A 19,994-nucleotide genomic window follows, 5' to 3' on the forward strand; every position below is an offset into this window, starting at 1 on the left:
CACCGGGCTATTCCGAGCGCACGGCCATCGTCTGGATGATGGTCTCCAGCTGAGGGCTCATCGGCAGGTTCAGCGCGGTGCCCGAAGGGAGCTTGCGCAGGAACCAGCGCTTGTACTGCCGCTCAATCTCGCCGTCTTCGGCGAGATCGTGAAAGGTGTCGTTCACGACCCGCGCCATCTCGGGATCGTCCTTCCGGTACATCACGCCATATGGGTCGTACGAAAGGAATTCGCCGACGACCTCGTAGTTGCTCTCGCCGTCGCTGCCACCGCGATCCTGCGCGATGAGGCCGTAGAGCAGCACGTCATCCGTCGCGAACGCCTCCGCCTTGCCCGATTTCACCAGTCCGAACGATTCGGCGTGGTCGCGCGAAACCAGCAGGTTCATGCCGATCTTGAAGCGTGCTGCGATGTCGCGCATCGTCTTCTCGTTGGTCGTTCCGCTGGTTACCGCGACCGGGCGGCCGCCCAAGTCCCTGAACGACTTGATCGGCGAACCCTTCGGCACCAGCAGCTTGGTGCCGGAAACGAAGATCGTCGGCGAAAACGCCACGCGTTTCTGGCGCTCGAGGTTGTTGGTGGTTGAGCCGCACTCGAGGTCGACCTTTCCGCTGACCACCGCGTCGATGCGCGATTCGGCGGTGACCGGTACCCATTTCGTCGCGAGCGTCTTGTGCACGGCATCGCCCATGGCTTCGACCAGTGCCTTACACAGCTCGATGGAGTAGCCGATCGGCTCGTTCCGCGGCGACAGGAACGAGAAGGGGATCGAGGATTCGCGGTAGCCGATGGTCACGGCGCCGGCGTCGCGCACTTTCGCCAGCGTGCCGGAGAGCGCTGCGGGCGTTGCGGGCGTCGGCTCGGTCTGCGCCGCAGCTTGTGGCGCAACGCCGGCGAAGCCCAGCCACAGGGCTGTGATTGCCGTCAGCGTCCGCGAGAGCGTCATGGTGGCCTCAGGCGTGCATCGGGTTGGCGAGCGTGGCGGCGCTTTCCTTGTCCATGGAGCGCGCGTTCGCGTCGGCTTCGCTCTCGGACAACAGCTCGCCTTCCCACTTGGCGACCACGGCAGTGGCGATCGAATTGCCCACCGCGTTGGTGGCCGAACGGCCCATGTCCAGGAAGGTGTCCACGCCCAGGATCAGCAGCAACCCGGCCTCGGGGATGTTGAACTGGTTCAGCGTTGCCGCAATCACCACCAGCGAGGCGCGAGGCACACCGGCCATGCCCTTGGAGGTCAGCATCAGGATCAGCAGCATCGTGAACTGGGTGGCGATCGACAGATGGATGTCGTAGGCCTGCGCAATGAAGAGCACTGCAAACGTGCAGTACATCATCGAGCCGTCCAGGTTGAAGGAGTAACCCATCGGCATCACGAAGCTCGAGATCTTGCGCTTGACGCCGAAGCGGTCGAGCGCCACCAGGATCTTCGGGTATGCCGCCTCCGAGCTTGCGGTCGCGAACGACAACAGGAAAGGCTCGCGGATGTACTGCAGCAGCTTCACGATGCGCGGGCCGAGGAAGATGAACCCGGCCAAGGCCAGCAGGCCCCAGAGCATGAAGAGGCTCAGATAGAAGCCGCCCATGAACACGGCGAACTTCAGCAGGATGTCCAGACCGTTGACCGCCACCGTGGCGGCCATCGCCGCGAGCACTGCGAGCGGCGCGAGCTTCATCACGTAGCCGGTGATCTTGAGCATGGCGTGCGAAAGCTCGTCGATCGAGGCGACCAGCGTCTTGCCCTTTTCACCCAGAGATGCCAGCGCGACGCCGAAGAACATCGAGAACACCACGATCTGCAGGATCTCGTTGTTCGCAAGCGCTTCCACGAAGGATCTCGGCACCATGTGGGCAACAAAATCTTTCAGCGTGAACTTGGAAGTCGCGAGATTCGCGGAAGCCCCAATGTCCGGCAATGGGAGTCCCAGGTTGTGCCCTGGTTGCAACAGGTTGGCCATGACCAGACCCAGCACCAGCGAAACCAGCGAGGCGGTGATGAACCACGCCAGCGCCTTGCCGAACACGCGCCCCACTGACGCGGCGTCTCCCATGTGCGCGATGCCCACCACGAGCGTCGAGAACACCAGCGGGCCGATCAGCATCTTGATGAGCCGCAGGAACACGTCCGAGACGATCGAGATGTAGCCCGCAATCTCCGCCGCTGTCCGCTTGTTGGGGAAATTCACGAAGACCATGTAGCCGAGGATGATCCCGATCACCATCGCGATCAGGATCCAGGCGGCGGGCGGCAGCTTTCTTCTCATGGGTTCTCCTCGTGACGGGACCAGCGAGTCTGCTGATGAGATTTCAAGCGAAAACAGCGCCGGCCGCAATCCCGACGCGGCCAAACCTAGAATCGGACCATGTCTGCCCAAACGTCGACCTTCCGTGGCCAGCCAGTGGTGCGTTTCGCGCTGCCCGGCGGTGACAGCTGCATGGTGGCCCTGCACGGCGCGCATGTGCTGTCGTGGATGACGGCCGACGGCGTGGAACGGCTCTATCTCAGCCCCGATGCGCGTTTCGACGGCCAGAGCGCCATTCGCGGCGGTGTGCCGATCTGCTGGCCCCAGTTCAACATGCGCGGTTCCTTGCCGAAGCACGGCTTTGTGCGCAATCTCCCCTGGCAGGCGGAATCCGTCGAGGTGAACGGCAGGCACGCGACCGCCACCCTCGCGCTGCACGACGATGCGGCAACGAGGGCGATCTGGCCGCATTCGTTCCGCGCCCGCCTTGTCGTCACGCTGGCGCCGCATGCATTGCGCATCGCGCTGACGATCGACAACACCGGCAGCGGGCCTTGGTCGTTCGCTGCCGCGTTGCATTCCTATCTTCGTGTCGATGACGTCACGGAAGCCGCGCTCGAGGGCCTCCAGGGTGCCAACCGGTGGGATGCAGTCCGCGACGACCGGCATGTCGAGGTTGCTCCTTCAGTTCGTTTCGGCAGCGAGTTCGACAGCGTCTATGCGTCCCCCGCGGCGCCGTTGCGCCTCGTGCAGCCGTCCGGCACGCTTGAGATTTCCCAGAGTGCGAGCTGCACCGAAACCGTGGTGTGGAACCCCGGTCCGGCGTTGAGCGCCAAGCTCGACGACCTGCCGGACGACGGCTGGCGCCACATGCTCTGTGTCGAGGCCGCGCGCATCGACGAGTCCGTTCTGCTGGCGCCCGGTGCGCAGTGGCAGGGCTGGCAGCAACTCACCGTCTCCTGAATCCTTGTCCTGAATCCCCATGCTTGCCAAACGCATCATTCCCTGCCTCGACGTCACCGGCGGCCGTGTCGTCAAGGGCGTCAATTTCGTCGAGTTGCGGGATGCCGGCGACCCGGTCGAAATCGCGGCCCGCTACAACGCCCAGGGCGCTGACGAGCTCACTTTCCTCGACATCACGGCGACCAGCGATGACCGGGACCTGATCCTGCCCATCATCGAGGCGGTCGCCTCGCAGGTGTTCATTCCGCTGACGGTTGGTGGTGGCGTACGAACGGTGGCGGACGTCCGCCGCCTGCTGAATGCCGGCGCGGACAAGACCAGCTTCAATTCGGCCGCCATCGCCAATCCGCAGGTGATCGAGGACGCCTCGCAGAAATACGGCGCGCAGTGCATCGTGGTGGCCATCGATGCCAAGCGCCGCAGCGCAGAGGACGCCGCCACGCGCGGCCCCGGCTGGGACGTCTACAGCCATGGGGGACGCAAGAACACCGGCCTCGACGCGGTGCAGTGGGCGGCCGAAATGGCCCGTCGCGGCGCGGGCGAGATCCTCCTTACCAGCATGGACCGGGACGGCACGAAGAGCGGTTTCGACCTCGAACTCACCCGGGCGGTGAGTGACGCGGTGAGCGTCCCCGTGATCGCCTCCGGCGGTGTCGGCAGCCTTGCGCATCTGGCGGACGGCATCCAGATCGGCGGTGCCGACGCTGTGCTGGCAGCCAGCATCTTTCACTATGGCGAATTCACGGTCGGCGAAGCCAAGGCGCAAATGGCTGCGCGCGGCATTCCCGTGCGGCAGTAACCGACCACGGACGGTGTGACATTTATTCCACCGACAATAGCCACATGGACTGGTTGGACGAAGTGAAATGGGACGCGAACGGCCTCGTGCCGGTGATCGCGCAGGAACAGGGCAGCAACGATGTGCTGATGTTCGCCTGGATGAATCGCGAGGCGCTGGCCAAGACGGCAGAGACCGGCCGTGCCGTGTATTTCAGCCGGTCGCGCGCCAAGCTCTGGTTCAAGGGCGAGGAATCGGGCCACGTCCAGACCGTGCACGAGATCCGTCTCGACTGCGACAACGATGTCGTGCTGCTCAAGGTCACCCAACGCGGCCATGAGCCGGGAATTGCCTGTCACACCGGCCGTCACAGCTGCTTCTTCAGCAAGTACGAGAATGGCCGCTGGGTCGTGACTGAACCGGTCCTGAAAGACCCCGCAACGATCTACACACCGACCCCAAGATGAGTACCGATACCGCTGGGCGGAATGCCGAGGACGCGCTGGCGCGCCTCGCCGCCGTCATCGAAAGCCGCCTGCCTGCGCGCGGCGGCGACCCCGAGAAAAGCTACGTTGCCCGCTTGCTGCATCGCGGCCCGGATGCATTCCTCAAGAAGATCGGAGAGGAAGCGACCGAGGTCGTGATGGCCGCGAAAGACGCCGATCACGGTGGCGACCGCACGAAACTGGTGAACGAAGTCGCCGATCTGTGGTTCCACAGCATGATCGCCCTCGCGCACTACGGCTTCGCGCCGAGCGACGTGGTGGCGGAGCTCGAGCGCCGTGAAGGCACGAGCGGTATCGAGGAAAAGGCCTTGCGCAAGGCGCAGGCGCGCGAAGCTTCGAACGATTGAGAGGACGCCATGCCCAACGACATCGTCACCGTGGATCCTGATGACTCGCTCAAGACCTGGGGCTGGGTCAGCTACATCCTGCATCTGGTGGTTGCCGTGGGCGCAGTGTTGCCGGGCGCGCAGGCCTCCATCGGGCTCCTGCTGATCGCGCTCATCATCGATCTGGTCAAACGAGACGATGCCGCCGGCACGTGGCAGGCATCGCATTTCAGCTGGCGCATCCGCTCCGTGCTCTGGGCAGGCCTGCTGTACGTGCTGACCTCCTGGCTGTGGCTGCTGTTTTTCGTGCCGGGCTGGGCCGCCTGGGCGCTCATTTCCCTCTGGTTCCTCTATCGCATCGTCAAGGGGATGGTGCGAATGAATGCGGGCCGATCCATGGAGCCATCGAATGTCCTCTGACCCCAACTGCATCTTCTGCAAGATCATCGAAGGGAAGATTCCCTCCAAGAAGGTCTACGAGGATGAAGAGCTTTTTGCCTTCCACGACATTGCCCCGTGGGCGCCGGTGCACTTCATGATCGTGCCCAAGAAGCATGTTCCCTCGATGGCCCAGGTGACTTCGGACGATGCACCGCTGCTCGGAAAGATCATGACGCTGGCGCCGAAACTCGCGATCGAGCAGGGCTGCAGGCCGTATCCGGAGGGCGGTTTCCGCATCGTGGTCAATACCGGGGCCGAAGGCGGCCAGGAGGTCCACCATCTGCATGTCCACGTCATGGGCGGCCCGCGCCCATGGCTTAGAGGCTGATATCCGTCCCGTCGAGCGGCATTTGCGCCCCGACTAAAATTCTTCACATTCTTCAGGAGTAATCCATGGGCTCTCTTTCCATCTGGCACTGGCTTATCGTGCTGCTGGTCGTCGTGATGATTTTCGGCACCAAGAAGCTTCGCAACATGGGGTCTGACCTCGGCGGCGCAGTCAAAGGCTTCAAGGACGGCATGAAGGACGGCGCAGCGCCTGAAACGCCGCCGGCCCCGAGCGCGCAAGTCACCAGCAACGCCGCCGCCGACAAGTCGACGATCGACGTCGAAGCACGTCAGAAGTCTTGACCGACGGCCGTCCGTGATCGATCTCGGCATCTCCAAGCTTGCGCTGATCGGCGCGATTGCGCTGATCGTGCTCGGGCCGGAAAAGCTTCCGCGTGTGGCGCGTACTGTTGGCACCTTGCTCGGCAAGGCGCAGCGCTACGTGAACGATGTCAAGGCCGAGGTCAATCGATCGATGGACCTCGACGAGCTTCGCAAGATGAAGGACACGGTGCAGGACGCTGCTCGCGAGGTCGAGCACAGCATCCATTCCGGCGCCAGCGACCTTGAAAAGCAGTTCGCCGACATCGGTCAGTCGTCTTCCGAATCGGCCGAGGCAACGCCGGTCTACCCCCAATACAAGCATCCGCGCAAGAACTGGCGTTTGAAGCAGGGTGCCACGCCGCAGTGGTACAAGTCCCGCAACGGCGTCCGTACCAAGGCGCTTTCAGGCGCGGCGCGCGTGGCGCGCTACCGCCCCCACAAGATCAACTAGCTTTGGCGTCGATCCGGTCGCGTCGAGCGCGCCCCGAGTTCCCGACCGCGCCCCCACATGGCTGACCCCACAGACAAGAACAAAGAAGACGAACTGGCTGGTACCGAACAGCCCTTCGTCCAACACCTGATGGAGCTGCGGGATCGCTTGCTCTATTGCCTCTACGGTCTTGCGGTGGCCGGCGTCCTGCTTGCGATCTGGCCGGGGCCGAGCGGGCTGATCGACCTGATCGCAGTACCGATCCGCGCCCACATGCCCCCGGACGCGAAGCTGATCGCCATCGGCGTCTTCTCGCCCTTCTTCGTGCCGCTGAAAGTGCTGCTGATGACGGCGGTGCTGCTTGCACTTCCGTGGCTCATGTATCAGTGCTGGATGTTCGTGGCGCCGGGGCTTTACAGCCACGAGAAGCGCTTTGCGCTTCCCTTGATCATCTTCGGCAGCCTGCTGGCCTATGCGGGCATCGCTTTCGTCCAGTTCTTCGTGCTGGACAAGATGTTCAGCTTCATCCAGCGGTTCACGCCGGCGGCAGTCGCGGCCACGCCCGATATTGCTTCTTATGTGGAGGCGATTCTTTCGCTCTACATCGCCTTCGGCGTGGCATTCCAGGTGCCGATTGTGGTGATGCTGCTGGTTCGATTCGAAATGGTCACGGTCGAGAAGCTGCGCTCTTTCCGCGGCTATTTCATCGTCGTGGCGTTCGTCGTCGCCGCGGTGCTCACGCCGCCGGACGTCGTCTCGCAACTGGCGCTCGCGATCCCGATGTGCCTGCTGTACGAAGTGGGCATCATCGGGGCGCGCTATTTCACCAAGTACAGCAAGGCGCCGGAAGAAAGCGCCGATTCCGCCCAGCCCTGAGTGGATTCCCCAATCCTCGTTGCCCTATTCGGTCTGGTCCGGCGCGCGCCGGATCTGCGATTTCGGCCGTGAGCCCGGCGTCACATCCAACTCCAGCTTGTCGCCGCCGCGCTGTAGCGCGAAGCGCGTGGCGCTGCCCGGCTTGAGCCCGGCGACGGCGGTGAGCAGTTCCTGAACATTGCCGACGTTTTTCTCGCCGACACCGGTGATGACGTCGCCAGGGCGCACGCCGGCCTTCGCTGCCGGGCCGTTCTGCAGCACGCCGGTGATGATCACGCCCGAATTCGCCTTCACGCCGAAGGTCTCTGCCAGCTCCGGTGAAAGATCGTTCGGCTCCACACCGATCCAGCCGCGAGTGACGCGGCCCGACTTCACGATGTCCTCCAGCACCTGCTTGGCCGTCGAGACCGGAATGGCGAATCCGATGCCCATGCTGCCGCCCGAGCGCGAGTAGATCGCGGTGTTGATCCCTTCAAGGTTTCCGTTCACGTCGATCAGTGCGCCGCCCGAGTTGCCGGGGTTGATCGCGGCATCGGTCTGGATGAAGTTCTCGAAGGTGTTGATGCCGAGCTTGTTGCGCCCAAGCGCTGAAACAATGCCGCTCGTGACGGTCTGGCCGACACCGAACGGATTTCCGATGGCGAGAACCTGATCGCCAACCTGCAGGGTGTCGGAGTTGCCCAGGACGACCACCGGCAGCTTGTCGAGCTCGATCTTCAGCACCGCCAGATCGGTCTCCGGGTCCGTGCCGATCACCTTGCCCCGCGCGTGCCGGCCGTCGTTGAGCGTCACGTCGATCTCGTCCGCGCCCTCCACGACGTGGTTGTTGGTCAGGATGTAGCCCTCTGCGCTCACGATGACACCGCTGCCGAGGCCGACTTGGGGCTGATCCGCGCCCTGGTCGCCGAAGAAGAAGCGGAACCAGGGGTCGTTGCTGCGCGGATTGAGCTGTGCCGCCTTGCTGGTATTGATGCTCACCACGGTGGGGGACGCCTTCTTCGCGGCAGCGCTCAGGCTGCCCGCTGCGACCGCCACGGGGTTGCTCGGAGGGGCCTCGACGACTGAAACCACCCCACCGAGCGAACGCGCCCGCTTGTCGAGCCACTCGGGTTTGAGCGTTGCGACCACGAAATAGGCCGCGAGAAGGACGGTGACGGCCTGTGAAAACAGCAACCAGGTGCGTTTCATGAAAAAGCTGAGAGACGGTGATAGCAAGCGCCGCTCATGCGGCGCCAAAAGGTCAATTGTCCACCAGTCGCTTGGCGGGGCTTTCGGGTGCCGGACGGGGGTTTCATATCCACATAAGGCAAGAAATTAGGGAAAACCCTAAAATCGACGGGCTTGCGGCCGGACGCCTTACAAGGACTTCTTCGGCGCGGCGCGCGCACAACCCTGCAGTGAAAAGCCGCATACGCAAGAGCCCCAGGCCTCGGTTCGCCGAGGGTCGCTTTCACCGGTTTCTCTTCGTTTGCCATGACTGCACAAGCCTTTGTCGAAGGCGCTTCGACGCTTTCTGCCTCCACCCCTGCGCGCGCACTCAATGCCCGCGACTACAAGACGCTGGCGCTGTCGGCCCTCGGCGGCACGCTCGAGTTCTACGACTTCGTCATCTACGTCTTCTTCGCCACCGTGCTGGGGGCGTTTTTCTTCCCCGCCGACATGCCGGACTGGCTGCGCCAGCTCCAGACTTTCGGCATCTTCGCGGCCGGCTATCTGGCGCGACCGCTGGGCGGCATCGCGATCGCGCATTTCGGCGACAAGCTCGGCCGCAAGCGCATGTTCTCGCTCTCGATCTTCCTGATGGCGGCGCCGACGCTTGTGATCGGCCTGCTGCCGACCTACGCCAGCATCGGCGTTGCCGCGCCGCTGCTGCTGCTCGCGATGCGGGTGCTGCAAGGTGCGGCAATCGGCGGCGAGATGCCCGGCGCCTGGGTCTTCGTGGCCGAGCACGTGCCGGCGCGCCGCTATGGCTTCGGTGTCGGCACGCTGACTTCGGGCATCACGGGCGGGATTCTGCTGGGATCGCTGGTTGCGGTGGCGATCAACAAGCGCTATTCGTCGGCCGAGGTTGCGGACTTCGCCTGGCGCATTCCCTTCATCCTCGGTGGTGTGTTCGGCTTGGTGTCGGTGTACCTGCGGCGCTTTCTTCACGAGACGCCAGTGTTTCGTGAACTCGCGGATCGACGCAGCGTTGCGCGCGAGCTTCCCCTCAAGACCGTGCTGCGTGAGCATCGCGGCGCGAGCGTGTTCGTTGCCTTGTTGACGTGGGTCCTCTCGGCAGCGATCGTGGTGGTCGTTCTGTACACGCCCACCTACCTGCAAAAGGTCCACCATGTGCCTGCGACGCTCGCGCTGGAGGCAAACGCGGTCGCGACGTTGATGCTCACGCTCGGCTGCATTCTGGTTGGCTGGGCGACCGATCGCATCGGCACGCGCGCGGTCATGCTGATCGGGTGGGGCGGTCTCTTCGTGACGACCTACCTGTTCTACACAAGTCTTCCCGGCGCGCCGGAATCGCTGATGTGGCACTACGGGCTGGTGGGCTTCTTCGTCGGCACGATCGCAACGGTGCCGATCGCCGGCGTCCGGGCTTTTCCTGCACCGGTGCGCTTCACAGGGCTTTCGTTCGCCTACAACATGTCCTACGCGATCTTCGGCGGCCTGACCCCAGTCATCCTCACGCTGTGGCTGGAGAAAGATCCGATGGCGCCAGCGCACTACGTCGGACTGCTGGCGGCTCTCGGCTTCGTCCTCGGCCTGTTGCCACTCGCGGCGCGCGGCCATGCGATGCGGGGCGCGCCGGCCGGGGCCACAATGGCGCAATGAGTACGACCCGCCACGAACTCCTTCACGCATTCGACCTGCTGCTCGCCCCCGAGCGATTCAAGGACTACGGGCCTAACGGCCTGCAGGTTGAAGGCCGCACCACAGTTCGCAAGATCGTCTCCGGGGTGACCGCGAGCCGCGCTTTGATCGAGGCTGCGATCCATGCCGAAGCCGACGCGATCTTCGTGCATCACGGATTGTTCTGGCGTGGCCAGGATGGTCGCGTGACAGGGTGGATGCGGCAGCGCCTGGGATTGCTGCTGGGCGATGACGTCAATCTGTTCGCCTACCACCTGCCCCTGGACGCCCATCCCGAACTCGGCAACAACGCGCAGCTCGGCGACAAACTCGGACTCGCGGCGCATACCGGCTCTACCGGTCGCTTCGGCGAGCAGGAACTCGGCTTTCTCGGCGCGAGGGCCAACGGCGAATCGTTTGCGAACGCGAAGGCATTGGCCACGCATGTGGAAAGGGCGCTGGGCAAGTCGGTCACCCTCGTCGAGGGCGGTCCAAAGCCGATCAGGAACATCGCATGGTGCACGGGCGGTGCGCAAGGCTACTTCGAGGCTGCGATCGCTGCTGGTGCGGATGCCTTCATCACCGGTGAGATTTCCGAGCCCCAAGCCCACTACGCGCGTGAGATGGGCGTCGCGTTCCTTGCCTGTGGTCATCATGCGACCGAGCGCTACGGCGCGCCGGCGGTCGCGGGCCATGTGGCGCAGCAACTTGGCCTCGCGCACGAATTCATCGACATCGACAACCCCGCCTGAGAACTGTGTTGCTCCCCATCGCCGTCACCCTGGGTGACCCTGCGGGCATCGGGCCCGAGATCATCGTCAAGGCATTCCGTGATTCGGGCGATGACCTCCGCGGCTGCTTCGTCGCGGGCGACGTCGGTCTCGTGCGGCGCGCCGCAGCGTTGCTTGCCGCGCCCGGTGCTCTCGCGTTGCCGGTTGCCGAGATTGAATCGCCGGCGGAAATGGCTGGCGTCCCTCCGAACTGCGTGCCGGTGTTGCAAGTTGTGGAGGCGCCGGATGCGCCCATTGCGCTCGGCAAGGTCAGTGCCGCAGCAGGACGCATCGCCGGCAACAGCGTTGTCTGGGCCGCGCGCGCCGCATTGCGCGGTGAGATCGCGGCCATCGTGACCGCGCCCTTGCACAAGGAAGCGCTGGCAGCAGCCGGCTTCAACTTTCCCGGTCATACCGAGTTGCTCCAGTCAGAAGCCGCCGCCCATCTTGGTCGCCCGGTTTCAGAAGTGCCGGTGCGGATGATGCTCGCCAACGACGAGTTGCGGACGGTGCTCGTCAGCATCCACATGTCGTTGCGCCGGGCGATCGAGGCGGTGACGTTCGATGGCGTTCTGGAGACGCTGCGGATCACGCACCGCTCGTTGATCGCAGTGCTCGGCAAGGCGCCGAAGATCGGTGTCGCGGGTCTCAACCCGCATGCGGGAGAGGGCGGTCTATTCGGCACCGAGGAGCGCGACATCATTGCGCCCGCGATCGCGGCGGCACAGAGGGAAGGCATCGTTGCGCATGGTCCGCACGCACCAGACACCGTCTTCATGCGCGCGCGGACCGGCGAGTTCGACGTTGTGGTCGCGATGTATCACGACCAGGGGTTGATTCCGGTGAAGTACCTCGGCGTGGAGAAGGGCGTCAATGTGACGCTGGGCTTGCCGCTCGTGCGTACGAGCCCCGATCACGGGACCGCATTCGACATTGCGGGCACCGGTCGCGCCGATGCGTCGAGTCTGATCGAGGCGGTTCGCATGGCGCGATCGCTTTCGCGCGAAGCGGCGTTCAGCGCTGCTTGAGGCTGTCCCGGATCTCGCGCAGCAACACGGTATCTTCAGGCGTCGCTGGCGGCGCCGCATCTTGCGTCTTCCGCAGCCTGTTGATTTGCTTGACCATCAGGAAAATGATGAAGGCAAGAATCACGAAGTTGACGGCGACGGTGATGAAATTGCCATAAGCAAGCACCGGCACGTTGGCCTTCTTCAGTTCCACCAGCGTGTCGGCCACATTTGCTGGTTTGGGCCCGAGCAGGATATAGAGATTCGAGAAATCGAGCCTGCCAAACACCAGCCCAACGATTGGCATGATCACGTCGCCCACCAAGGATTCGACGATCTTGCCGAAGGCGCCACCGATGATCACGCCGACCGCGAGGTCGATCACGTTGCCCTTGACGGCGAATTCACGAAACTCCTTGAGAAAGCTCATGTCGGGTACCTCGTGTCCGGAATTGCGAAAGGCTGGTCAGTATAGGGGCGTGTTTGATGCGCATTAATACGGAGGCAATGTGTCGCTTATGCGCGTCTCTTCGCATTGAATTCGCGATTTACGCTCCGCTACAATCATTGGTTGACCCCAAGACCTTAGCGAAGAACATTGAGGATCCCCCATGAGTGATAGCGCAGCCGGCCACGCCCGGGTTGACACTAGCAAGCGGACGTGGTTGATCGCATCAGGTTGTGCAGGAGCGGTGGGCGGAGTGGCTGTTGCCGTGCCGTTCGTCAGTACGTTCCAGCCATCTGAAAGAGCCAAGGCTGCCGGAGCCCCGGTAGAAGTCGACATCGGCGGCCTCCAGGTCGGCGAGAAGATGACGGTCGAATGGCGCGGCAAGCCCGTTTGGATCCTCAAGCGCACGCCCGAGCAGCTCGCCGAACTGCCCAAGCTCGATCCGCTCCTCGCTGATCCGCAATCCAAGCGCAATCCGGACGAGTTCACTCCCCCTTACGCGCGCAACGAGCACCGCTCGATCAAGCCCGAGATCCTGGTGGTGGTCGGGATCTGCACCCACCTCGGATGTTCTCCGACCGACAAGTTCCAGGCCGGCCCGCAGCCTTCGCTGCCCGACAACTGGCAAGGCGGCTTCCTCTGCCCGTGCCACGGCTCCACCTTCGATCTTGCGGCGCGGGTCTTCAAGAACAAGCCGGCGCCGGACAATCTGCCAGTCCCTCCCCACATGTACCTCTCCGACACTCGCCTCCTGATTGGCGAAGACAAGAAGGCTTGAGGAGAACGACGACATGGCTGACTTCAAGGAAATCTCCCCCAACGCTCCGGCGAACGAGAAGCTGCTCAACTGGGTCGACAACCGCTTCCCGCTGACCGCGCTCTGGAACGATCAGTGGGGCAAGTACTACGCGCCCAAGAACTTCAACATCTGGTACATCTTCGGCTCGCTCGCGATGCTGGTCCTCGTGATCCAGATCGTGACCGGCATCTTCCTGGTGATGCACTACAAGCCCGACGCCGCGCTCGCGTTCGCGTCGGTCGAGTACATCATGCGCGACGTGCCTTGGGGCTGGCTGATCCGGTACATGCACTCGACGGGCGCCTCGGCGTTCTTCATCGTGGTGTACCTGCATATGTTCCGTGGGCTCATCTACGGCAGCTATCGCAAGCCACGCGAACTCATCTGGATCTTCGGTTGTGCGATCTTCCTGTGCCTGATGGCCGAAGCCTTCATGGGCTACCTGCTGCCATGGGGTCAGATGAGCTACTGGGGCGCGCAGGTGATCGTCAACCTGTTCTCCGCCATTCCGTTCATCGGTCCGGACCTCGCGATCCTGATCCGTGGCGACTATGTGGTGAGCGATGCGACCCTCAACCGCTTCTTCAGCTTCCACGTCATCGCAGTGCCGTTGGTGCTGCTCGGCCTGGTGGTCGCTCACCTGATCGCGCTGCACGAAGTGGGTTCGAACAACCCTGACGGCATCGAGATCAAGGCCAAGCGCGGACCGGATGGTCATCCGCTGGACGGCATCCCGTCGCACCCGTACTACACGGTGCATGACATCTTCGGCACGGTCGTGTTCCTCACGATCTTCTCGGCGGTGATCTTCTTCGCGCCCGAGGCCGGCGGCTACTTCCTTGAGTACAACAACTTCATCCCCGCCGATTCGCTGAAGACGCCGAATCACATCGCGCCGGTGTGGTACTTCACGCCGTTCTATTCGATGCTTCGCGCCATCACGAGCGAGATGATGTACGCGCTCATCGCGTGCGTGGTCGCCGGTGCTGTGTTCGGCGTGTGGAAGACGCGCATCCCTTCGATCTTCAAGGGCCTGATCGTGGTGGTGGCCGTCGGTGTCGCCGCGATGATGCTGTCGATCGACGCCAAGTTCTGGGGCGTGGTCGTAATGGGCGGCGCCGTCATCATCCTGTTCTTCCTGCCGTGGCTGGACCACAGCCCGGTGAAGTCGATCCGTTACCGTCCGGGTTGGCACAAGTACATGTACGGCATCTTCGTGATCAACTTCGTGGTGCTCGCCTATCTTGGTGTGCAGCCGCCGTCGCCCGTCGGCGAGCGTGTGTCGCAGGTCGGGACGCTCTTCTACTTCGCCTTCTTCCTGCTGATGCCGTGGTGGAGCCGTCTGGGCGAATTCAAGCCGGTCCCTGAGCGCGTGACCTTCGCTGCCCACTGACCGGGAGAACACAAGAATGAAGAAACTGATCCTCACGTTGATCGCAGCGCTTGGTTTCGTGGTGGGCGCGCATGCCTCGGAAGAGGGCATCCCCTGGGACAAGGCCCCGAACCGCACGACCGACCTGGCGGCGCTGCAGAACGGCGCGAAGCTCTTCGTCAACTACTGCCTCAACTGCCATTCGGCGGCGTTCATGCGCTACAACCGGCTGCAGGACCTCGGCATCACCGAGCAGCAGATCAAGGACAACCTTCTGTTCACGACCGACAAGGTTGGTGAAACCATGAAGGCCAACATCGATCCGCGCCAGGCGAAGGAGTGGTTCGGCGGCATTCCGCCCGATCTGACGCTGGTTGCCCGGTCTCGCGCCGGCCACGGCGGCACTGGTGCGGACTATCTCTACACCTATCTGCGCACCTTCTACCGCGACGAAACCAAAGCCACGGGCTGGAACAACCTCGCATTCCCGAGTGTCGCAATGCCCCACGTGCTGTGGGAGCTGCAGGGAGAACGCCGTCCGATTTTCGACAAGGTCGAATCCCACGGCCACGAGGTCGAGGTGTTCAAGGGCTGGGAGCAGATCACACCCGGTACCATGACGCCGGTCCAGTATGACCAGGCCGTGGGCGATCTCGTCAGCTATATGCAATGGATGGCCGAGCCGGCGCAGAACACGCGCATCCGCGTGGGCGTCTGGGTGCTGCTGTTCCTTGTCATGGCAGTGGTCTTTGTTTGGCGCTTGAATGCCGCGTACTGGAAAGACGTCAAGTAACGCCATGCCGATCGGGTGCCTCGTGCGCCTGGTCCCGCAGAGTGGGTTGCGTACGCGACCCACTCTTTTTGATTTTTAGGAGCCTTTCGCCATGATGGTCTTGTATTCGGGAACGACCTGCCCTTTTTCTCACCGCTGCCGTTTCGTGCTGTTCGAAAAGGGCATGGATTTTGAGATTCGCGACGTCGATCTCTACAACAAGCCGGAAGACATCAGCGTGATGAATCCGTACGGACAGGTGCCGATCCTCGTGGAACGCGACCTGATCCTGTACGAGTCGAACATCATCAACGAGTACATCGACGAGCGCTTCCCGCATCCCCAACTGATGCCGGGCGATCCGGTCGATCGCGCGCGTGTGCGCCTGTTCCTGCTCAACTTCGAGAAGGAGCTCTTTGTGCACGTCTCCACGCTCGAAAACCGCAGCTCCAAGGGGAATGAGAAGGCCCTCGAAAAGGCTCGTTCGCACATCCGCGACCGTCTCACGCAGCTCGCACCGGTGTTCCTCAAGAACAAGTACATGCTGGGTGACAATTTCTCGATGCTCGACGTCGCGATTGCCCCTCTGCTTTGGCGCCTGGACTACTACGGTATCGACCTCAGCAAGAACGCGGCGCCGCTTTTGAAGTACGCTGAGCGAATCTTTTCCCGTCCGGCCTACATCGAAGCACTGACCCCATCCGAAAAGGTCATGCGGAAGTGAAACGCTGGCGCAGCCGGTCATGATCAACGCGCTCGAATCGTCCTCGACACGCCCGTATCTCATTCGGGCGCTTTATGAATGGTGCACGGACAACGGCTTCACGCCGTATGTTGCGGTGCAGGTCGACGACACGGTCCAGGTCCCGCGCGAGTACGTCAAGAACGGCGAGATCGTGCTGAACATCAGCTTCGACGCGACGAGCTCGCTGAATCTCGGCAACGAGTTCATCGAATTCAAGGCGCGTTTCGCGGGCACGGCCCGGGAGATCATCGTTCCAGTCAGCCGCGTGATCGCCATCTATGCGCGCGAGAACGGGCAGGGGATGGCGTTTCCGGCACCGGTGCCGGTTCAGTCGCCCGAGGGAAATCAGGCCGCCGTGCCGTCGGTTCCAGCGCCTGCTTCGGCATCGCCGCGCACGCCATTGCGCGATGCCACGCGAGGTGCGGAAGGTGATCCTGGGCGCGTCGTCCATCTCGTTACTGGCGAGGGTGCCGAGGAAACCGTGGAGGCCGGCTCTGCGCCGACCCCTTCGGAGGATCCGCCGCGGCCACCTTCTGGCGGCGGCTCCCGGCCATCGCTGAAGCGGATCAAGTGAGATTGGCGCGAGTCGCCGGTCGCTAGAATCCCATACTTCGCCGCTTTAGCTCAGTTGGTAGAGCAACCGCCTTGTAAGCGGTAGGTCGTCAGTTCGATTCCGACAAGCGGCACCACTCACAAGCCCCGGGCAGCAATGCCCAGGGCTTTTTTCGTTGCTGGCGTGGCGCGTTTCCGTCAGCTTCGCGTCTGGATCTTGATGCGGAGCGTGGTTACATGCCAGCCGCGCGACTTCAGACGCGACAGGAACGTGGGGGTCAGTTGGCGCAGCTTGGCAGCCGCAGCGTTGCCGGTGACAAGCACGCACCAGACGTCATCTTCCGCGGGGCCTGCCTTAACGCTCTGGCGCAACTCGGCGGGGATCAAATCGACGATGGCCGCGAGCCTTTCGGCCGCGTCACGTGCTCGCGCCGCAAGGCTCGCGAGGGTCGGCGACTCCTCCGTGGCCTGGAAGACGGAGACGGCATTGAAGCGGCGATTCATAGGAAAGTTCTGAAATCAGGGAATCAAACAAGAGGGCTAAAATGTGCGGTTTGCCGGCAATCCTGCAAAGCCAATTGGCTTGTATTGCAGCAAAGCGCGCCCAAGTTCCTTCTCGTCTATCTTAGGGATTTCGGTCGAAGCGTCCGCGTCAGCGAGTGTGCTTCGATCTCTATTCATGGCCACCAACTTCCTGACTCAAATTTTCGGCAGTCGCAACGATCGACTTCTGAAGCAGTATCGCAAGACGGTCGAACGCATCAACTCGCTGGAGCCGTCGTTCGAGAAGCTGGACGAAGCCGCGCTCCGCGCCAAGACCCAGGAATTCAAGGAGCGCATCGCCAAAGGCGAATCGCTCGATTCGCTGCTGCCGGAAGCCTTTGCGACGGTGCGCGAGGCGTCGAAGCGGGTCATGAAGATGCGTCACTTCGACGTTCAGCTTCTGGGCGGCATGGCGCTTCACTACGGCAAGATTTCCGAAATGCGCACCGGTGAAGGCAAGACGCTGACCGCGACCCTCCCGGTGTACCTGAACGCGCTCACGGGCAAGGGCGTGCACGTGGTGACGGTCAACGACTACCTTGCCGGCCGCGACGCCACCTGGATGGGGCGCCTCTACAACTATCTGGGTCTGTCGGTTGGCATCAACCTGCCGCAGATGCCGCGCGAAGAAAAGCAGCAGGCCTACGGCAGCGATATCACGTACGGCACCAACAACGAATACGGCTTCGACTACCTGCGCGACAACATGGTGTATGAACCCGGCGATCGGGTTCAGCGCGGACTGAACTACGCCATCGTCGACGAAGTGGACTCGATCCTGATCGACGAAGCCCGGACCCCGCTGATCATCAGCGGGCAGGCTGAAGACCACACCGATCTCTATCTGGCGATCAACAAGGTCGTGCCGCTGCTCGTGCGCCAGGAAGGCGAAGCCGATCCCCGCACCGGCGAAGGCGTGACGAAGCCCGGCGACTTCACGGTCGACGAGAAGACCCATCAGGTGTTCCTGACCGAGGACGGCCATGAAAAGGCCGAGCAGGTCCTGACGGAATTCAAGCTGTTGCCGGAAGGCGCGTCGCTCTACGATCCGGCCAATATCACGCTGATGCATCACCTGAATGCAGCGCTGCGTGCACGCCACCTGTATCACCGTGATCAGCACTACGTCGTCCAGCAGGGCGAAGTGATCATCGTCGACGAATTCACTGGCCGCCTTATGACCGGGCGCCGGTGGAGCGACGGTCTGCATCAGGCCGTGGAAGCCAAGGAAGGCGTCGAGATCCAATCGGAGAACCAGACGCTCGCATCGATCACGTTCCAGAACTATTTCCGCCTGTACGGCAAGCTCGCAGGCATGACGGGTACGGCCGATACCGAAGCCTACGAGTTCCAGGAGATCTATGGTCTGGAGACCGTGATCATTCCGCCGAACCGGCAGAGCAAGCGCGAAGACCAGCTCGATCGCGTCTACAAGACCACACGCGAAAAATACGAAGCCGCCATTCAGGACATCCGTGAATGCTTCGAGCGGGGCCAACCCGTGCTGGTCGGAACCTCGTCGATCGAGAACTCCGAGATCATCTCCAGCTTGCTCCAGAAGGCCGGCCTGGAGCACCAGGTGCTCAACGCCAAGCAGCACGCGCGTGAAGCCGAAATCGTGGCCCAGGCGGGTCGCGCCAAGATGATCACGATCGCGACCAACATGGCGGGTCGCGGTACCGACATCGTGCTGGGCGGCAACATCGAAAAGGCCATCGAGGCGGTCGAGGCCGATGAGGCTGCCGATCCTTCGACCAGGGCGGATGAAGTCGCACGTCTGCGTGCCCAGTGGGACAAGGACCACGAGTTCATCAAGTCCGTCGGCGGCCTGCGCATCATTGCTACCGAACGCCATGAGTCGCGCCGCATCGACAACCAGCTTCGCGGCCGTTCCGGCCGGCAGGGCGATCCGGGCTCGTCGCGCTTCTATCTGAGCCTGGACGACCCACTGATGCGCATCTTCGCGGGTGATCGCGTCAAGGCCATCATGGATCGCCTGAAGATGCCCGACGGCGAGGCCATCGAAGCTGGAATCGTCACTCGCAGCATCGAGAGCGCGCAGCGAAAGGTCGAGGCGCGCAATTTCGATATACGCAAGCAGTTGCTCGAGTACGACGACGTCTCGAACGACCAGCGCAAGGTCATCTACCAGCAGCGCAATGACATCCTCGACGCAGGCGACCTGACCGCACAGATCGAGGCGCTGCGCGAAGGCTGCTTCATCGATTTGGTACGCGAGTACGTGCCCGCCGAAACAGTCGAGGAGCAATGGAATCTCGCCGGTCTCGAAAAGGTGCTCGCAGACGATTGGCAGATCGACTTGCCGCTGCAGAAGGAAGTCGAGGCTGCGAGCGCAGTCGGCGACGAAGACGTCGTGGAGAAGATCGTGGCTGCCGCCAACGAGGCATTCAGCGCCAAGGTTGCGTTGATCGGCCAGGAGAACTTCACGCAGTTCGAGCGCATGGTGCTGCTGCAGAGCATCGATACGCACTGGCGCGAACATCTCGCATCGCTCGACTACCTTCGCCAGGGCATCCATCTGCGCGGCTACGCGCAGAAGCAGCCCAAGCAGGAATACAAGCGCGAGGCGTTCGAGCTGTTCGGTCAGTTGCTCGACTCGGTCAAGAACGAGGTGACCCGTCAACTGATGACGGTTCGCGTGCAGTCCAGCGAGCAACTCGAGCAAGCCGCCGAAGCCATGGAAAGCCGTGGCGAGAACCTGTCGAACATCACCTACAGTGCGCCGACGGAGACGGGCGAAGTCGAAGTCCGCGTGGACGAAGAGAGCACGCGCCGCCAGGCCGCGAGTGGCTTGAGCGCGGGCGCGGCGGCTTTTGCGCGGGTCGGCCGCAATGATCCTTGCCCCTGCGGCAGCGGCAAGAAGTTCAAGCAGTGCCACGGCAAGCTCACTTGATATTCATCAGCAGGACA

Annotated in this window: 23 protein-coding genes and 1 tRNA gene; 19 read left to right on the forward strand and 5 right to left on the reverse strand. The window is 62.8% G+C overall.

Annotation, left to right across the window (positions count from 1 at the left end):
• Positions 1 to 7: 7 nt before the first annotated feature.
• Both FHW64_RS08655 and FHW64_RS08660 read right to left on the reverse strand, forming a co-directional pair.
• Entirely contained in the window at positions 8 to 946 is a 939-nt protein-coding gene (locus tag FHW64_RS08655; protein WP_184525090.1) for an amino acid ABC transporter substrate-binding protein, read from the reverse strand.
• A gap of 7 nt (positions 947 to 953) precedes the next feature.
• Positions 954 to 2,261: a dicarboxylate/amino acid:cation symporter gene (locus FHW64_RS08660; protein ID WP_184525091.1), complete on the reverse strand. Its 1,308-nt coding sequence runs from the start codon at positions 2,259 to 2,261 to the stop codon at positions 954 to 956.
• Between the two features lie 99 nt (positions 2,262 to 2,360).
• Here FHW64_RS08660 and FHW64_RS08665 point away from each other — a divergent pair, with 99 nt between their 5' ends.
• The 9 genes from FHW64_RS08665 (at position 2,361) to tatC (ending at position 7,211) form a co-directional block, all read left to right on the forward strand.
• On the forward strand, positions 2,361 to 3,203 hold the full coding sequence (locus tag FHW64_RS08665) for a D-hexose-6-phosphate mutarotase (RefSeq protein WP_184525092.1): 843 nt from the start codon (positions 2,361 to 2,363) through the stop codon (positions 3,201 to 3,203).
• 19 nt (positions 3,204 to 3,222) lie between these two features.
• A complete protein-coding gene (gene hisF, locus FHW64_RS08670) occupies positions 3,223 to 4,002 on the forward strand; it encodes an imidazole glycerol phosphate synthase subunit HisF (protein ID WP_184525093.1) in 780 nt (259 codons plus the stop codon).
• A gap of 44 nt (positions 4,003 to 4,046) precedes the next feature.
• On the forward strand, positions 4,047 to 4,448 hold the full coding sequence (gene hisI, locus FHW64_RS08675) for a phosphoribosyl-AMP cyclohydrolase (RefSeq protein WP_184525094.1): 402 nt from the start codon (positions 4,047 to 4,049) through the stop codon (positions 4,446 to 4,448).
• Positions 4,445 to 4,834, forward strand: a complete 390-nt coding sequence (locus tag FHW64_RS08680; protein WP_184525095.1) for a phosphoribosyl-ATP diphosphatase — start codon at positions 4,445 to 4,447, stop codon at positions 4,832 to 4,834. The genes hisI and FHW64_RS08680 overlap by 4 nt, the downstream gene beginning before the upstream one ends.
• A gap of 9 nt (positions 4,835 to 4,843) precedes the next feature.
• The gene (locus tag FHW64_RS08685; RefSeq protein ID WP_184525096.1) at positions 4,844 to 5,233 is read left to right on the forward strand and encodes a hypothetical protein; all 390 of its coding nucleotides are present in this window, start codon (positions 4,844 to 4,846) and stop codon (positions 5,231 to 5,233) included.
• Entirely contained in the window at positions 5,223 to 5,582 is a 360-nt protein-coding gene (locus tag FHW64_RS08690; RefSeq protein ID WP_184525097.1) for a histidine triad nucleotide-binding protein, read from the forward strand. Before FHW64_RS08685 ends, FHW64_RS08690 begins: the two co-directional genes overlap by 11 nt.
• Positions 5,583 to 5,647: 65 nt before the next feature.
• Positions 5,648 to 5,884, forward strand: coding sequence for a Sec-independent protein translocase subunit TatA (tatA, locus tag FHW64_RS08695; RefSeq protein WP_184525099.1), 237 nt, complete (start codon positions 5,648 to 5,650; stop codon positions 5,882 to 5,884).
• Positions 5,885 to 5,897: 13 nt separating this feature from the next.
• Positions 5,898 to 6,356 (forward strand): Sec-independent protein translocase protein TatB, encoded by a 459-nt coding sequence (tatB, locus tag FHW64_RS08700; protein WP_184525101.1) that lies wholly within the window; start codon positions 5,898 to 5,900, stop codon positions 6,354 to 6,356.
• A gap of 57 nt (positions 6,357 to 6,413) precedes the next feature.
• Complete coding sequence (gene tatC / locus FHW64_RS08705) at positions 6,414 to 7,211, forward strand: twin-arginine translocase subunit TatC (protein ID WP_184525103.1); 798 nt, start codon at positions 6,414 to 6,416, stop codon at positions 7,209 to 7,211.
• Between the two features lie 24 nt (positions 7,212 to 7,235).
• Here the strand turns inward: tatC and FHW64_RS08710 are convergent, their stop codons facing one another.
• Complete coding sequence (locus FHW64_RS08710) at positions 7,236 to 8,399, reverse strand: trypsin-like peptidase domain-containing protein (protein WP_184525105.1); 1,164 nt, start codon at positions 8,397 to 8,399, stop codon at positions 7,236 to 7,238.
• A gap of 285 nt (positions 8,400 to 8,684) precedes the next feature.
• Between FHW64_RS08710 and FHW64_RS08715 the strand changes: the two genes are divergently transcribed.
• The 3 genes from FHW64_RS08715 to pdxA are packed head-to-tail and all read left to right on the forward strand — an operon-like array spanning position 8,685 to position 11,853.
• Positions 8,685 to 10,037, forward strand: coding sequence for an MFS transporter (locus FHW64_RS08715; protein WP_184525107.1), 1,353 nt, complete (start codon positions 8,685 to 8,687; stop codon positions 10,035 to 10,037).
• Positions 10,034 to 10,807, forward strand: a complete 774-nt coding sequence (locus FHW64_RS08720; RefSeq protein WP_184525114.1) for a Nif3-like dinuclear metal center hexameric protein — start codon at positions 10,034 to 10,036, stop codon at positions 10,805 to 10,807. The genes FHW64_RS08715 and FHW64_RS08720 overlap by 4 nt, the downstream gene beginning before the upstream one ends.
• 8 nt (positions 10,808 to 10,815) lie before the next feature.
• Positions 10,816 to 11,853, forward strand: coding sequence for a 4-hydroxythreonine-4-phosphate dehydrogenase PdxA (pdxA, locus tag FHW64_RS08725; RefSeq protein ID WP_221210245.1), 1,038 nt, complete (start codon positions 10,816 to 10,818; stop codon positions 11,851 to 11,853).
• Here pdxA and mscL read toward each other — a convergent pair.
• The gene (mscL, locus tag FHW64_RS08730; protein ID WP_184525117.1) at positions 11,840 to 12,262 is read right to left on the reverse strand and encodes a large conductance mechanosensitive channel protein MscL; all 423 of its coding nucleotides are present in this window, start codon (positions 12,260 to 12,262) and stop codon (positions 11,840 to 11,842) included. The genes pdxA and mscL overlap by 14 nt on opposite strands.
• Positions 12,263 to 12,443: 181 nt before the next feature.
• On the opposite strand from mscL, the gene petA reads away from it, so the two are divergent.
• From petA to FHW64_RS08760, 6 genes are all read left to right on the forward strand, one after another.
• On the forward strand, positions 12,444 to 13,058 hold the full coding sequence (gene petA, locus FHW64_RS08735; protein ID WP_184525119.1) for a ubiquinol-cytochrome c reductase iron-sulfur subunit: 615 nt from the start codon (positions 12,444 to 12,446) through the stop codon (positions 13,056 to 13,058).
• Between the two features lie 13 nt (positions 13,059 to 13,071).
• Positions 13,072 to 14,472: a cytochrome bc complex cytochrome b subunit gene (locus tag FHW64_RS08740; protein WP_184525121.1), complete on the forward strand. Its 1,401-nt coding sequence runs from the start codon at positions 13,072 to 13,074 to the stop codon at positions 14,470 to 14,472.
• Positions 14,473 to 14,488: 16 nt separating this feature from the next.
• On the forward strand, positions 14,489 to 15,244 hold the full coding sequence (locus FHW64_RS08745; protein ID WP_184525123.1) for a cytochrome c1: 756 nt from the start codon (positions 14,489 to 14,491) through the stop codon (positions 15,242 to 15,244).
• A 91-nt stretch (positions 15,245 to 15,335) separates the two neighbouring features.
• Positions 15,336 to 15,947 (forward strand): glutathione S-transferase N-terminal domain-containing protein, encoded by a 612-nt coding sequence (locus tag FHW64_RS08750; RefSeq protein WP_088955903.1) that lies wholly within the window; start codon positions 15,336 to 15,338, stop codon positions 15,945 to 15,947.
• Between the two features lie 19 nt (positions 15,948 to 15,966).
• Positions 15,967 to 16,542, forward strand: a complete 576-nt coding sequence (locus FHW64_RS08755) for a ClpXP protease specificity-enhancing factor (protein ID WP_184525125.1) — start codon at positions 15,967 to 15,969, stop codon at positions 16,540 to 16,542.
• Between the two features lie 39 nt (positions 16,543 to 16,581).
• A tRNA-Thr gene (locus FHW64_RS08760) sits at positions 16,582 to 16,657 on the forward strand.
• Positions 16,658 to 16,718: 61 nt separating this feature from the next.
• Here FHW64_RS08760 and FHW64_RS08765 read toward each other — a convergent pair.
• The gene (locus FHW64_RS08765) at positions 16,719 to 17,024 is read right to left on the reverse strand and encodes a DciA family protein (RefSeq protein ID WP_184525126.1); all 306 of its coding nucleotides are present in this window, start codon (positions 17,022 to 17,024) and stop codon (positions 16,719 to 16,721) included.
• Between the two features lie 175 nt (positions 17,025 to 17,199).
• On the opposite strand from FHW64_RS08765, the gene secA reads away from it, so the two are divergent.
• Positions 17,200 to 19,977 carry a preprotein translocase subunit SecA gene (gene secA, locus FHW64_RS08770; protein WP_184526276.1) on the forward strand — a complete coding sequence of 926 codons (2,778 nt, stop codon included), beginning with the start codon at positions 17,200 to 17,202 and terminating at the stop codon, positions 19,975 to 19,977.
• The last annotated feature ends 17 nt before the right edge of the window (positions 19,978 to 19,994 follow it).

It is taken from the genome of Variovorax sp. Sphag1AA, assembly GCF_014192575.1.
Taxonomy (GTDB): Bacteria; Pseudomonadota; Gammaproteobacteria; order Burkholderiales; family Burkholderiaceae_C; genus Variovorax.

Excerpts from the sequence above, each read along its gene's own strand:
- FHW64_RS08655 (WP_184525090.1), bottom strand. The coding sequence starts at position 946 with ATGACGCTCTCGCGGACGCTGACGGCAATCACAGCCCTGTGGCTGGGC.
- FHW64_RS08660 (WP_184525091.1), bottom strand. The coding sequence starts at position 2,261 with ATGAGAAGAAAGCTGCCGCCCGCCGCCTGGATCCTGATCGCGATGGTG.
- FHW64_RS08665 (WP_184525092.1), top strand. The coding sequence starts at position 2,361 with ATGTCTGCCCAAACGTCGACCTTCCGTGGCCAGCCAGTGGTGCGTTTC.
- hisF (WP_184525093.1), top strand. The coding sequence starts at position 3,223 with ATGCTTGCCAAACGCATCATTCCCTGCCTCGACGTCACCGGCGGCCGT.
- hisI (WP_184525094.1), top strand. The coding sequence starts at position 4,047 with ATGGACTGGTTGGACGAAGTGAAATGGGACGCGAACGGCCTCGTGCCG.
- FHW64_RS08680 (WP_184525095.1), top strand. The coding sequence starts at position 4,445 with ATGAGTACCGATACCGCTGGGCGGAATGCCGAGGACGCGCTGGCGCGC.
- FHW64_RS08685 (WP_184525096.1), top strand. The coding sequence starts at position 4,844 with ATGCCCAACGACATCGTCACCGTGGATCCTGATGACTCGCTCAAGACC.
- FHW64_RS08690 (WP_184525097.1), top strand. The coding sequence starts at position 5,223 with ATGTCCTCTGACCCCAACTGCATCTTCTGCAAGATCATCGAAGGGAAG.
- tatA (WP_184525099.1), top strand. The coding sequence starts at position 5,648 with ATGGGCTCTCTTTCCATCTGGCACTGGCTTATCGTGCTGCTGGTCGTC.
- tatC (WP_184525103.1), top strand. The coding sequence starts at position 6,414 with ATGGCTGACCCCACAGACAAGAACAAAGAAGACGAACTGGCTGGTACC.
- FHW64_RS08710 (WP_184525105.1), bottom strand. The coding sequence starts at position 8,399 with ATGAAACGCACCTGGTTGCTGTTTTCACAGGCCGTCACCGTCCTTCTC.
- FHW64_RS08715 (WP_184525107.1), top strand. The coding sequence starts at position 8,685 with ATGACTGCACAAGCCTTTGTCGAAGGCGCTTCGACGCTTTCTGCCTCC.
- FHW64_RS08720 (WP_184525114.1), top strand. The coding sequence starts at position 10,034 with ATGAGTACGACCCGCCACGAACTCCTTCACGCATTCGACCTGCTGCTC.
- mscL (WP_184525117.1), bottom strand. The coding sequence starts at position 12,262 with ATGAGCTTTCTCAAGGAGTTTCGTGAATTCGCCGTCAAGGGCAACGTG.
- petA (WP_184525119.1), top strand. The coding sequence starts at position 12,444 with ATGAGTGATAGCGCAGCCGGCCACGCCCGGGTTGACACTAGCAAGCGG.
- FHW64_RS08740 (WP_184525121.1), top strand. The coding sequence starts at position 13,072 with ATGGCTGACTTCAAGGAAATCTCCCCCAACGCTCCGGCGAACGAGAAG.
- FHW64_RS08745 (WP_184525123.1), top strand. The coding sequence starts at position 14,489 with ATGAAGAAACTGATCCTCACGTTGATCGCAGCGCTTGGTTTCGTGGTG.
- FHW64_RS08750 (WP_088955903.1), top strand. The coding sequence starts at position 15,336 with ATGATGGTCTTGTATTCGGGAACGACCTGCCCTTTTTCTCACCGCTGC.
- FHW64_RS08755 (WP_184525125.1), top strand. The coding sequence starts at position 15,967 with ATGATCAACGCGCTCGAATCGTCCTCGACACGCCCGTATCTCATTCGG.
- FHW64_RS08765 (WP_184525126.1), bottom strand. The coding sequence starts at position 17,024 with ATGAATCGCCGCTTCAATGCCGTCTCCGTCTTCCAGGCCACGGAGGAG.
- secA (WP_184526276.1), top strand. The coding sequence starts at position 17,200 with ATGGCCACCAACTTCCTGACTCAAATTTTCGGCAGTCGCAACGATCGA.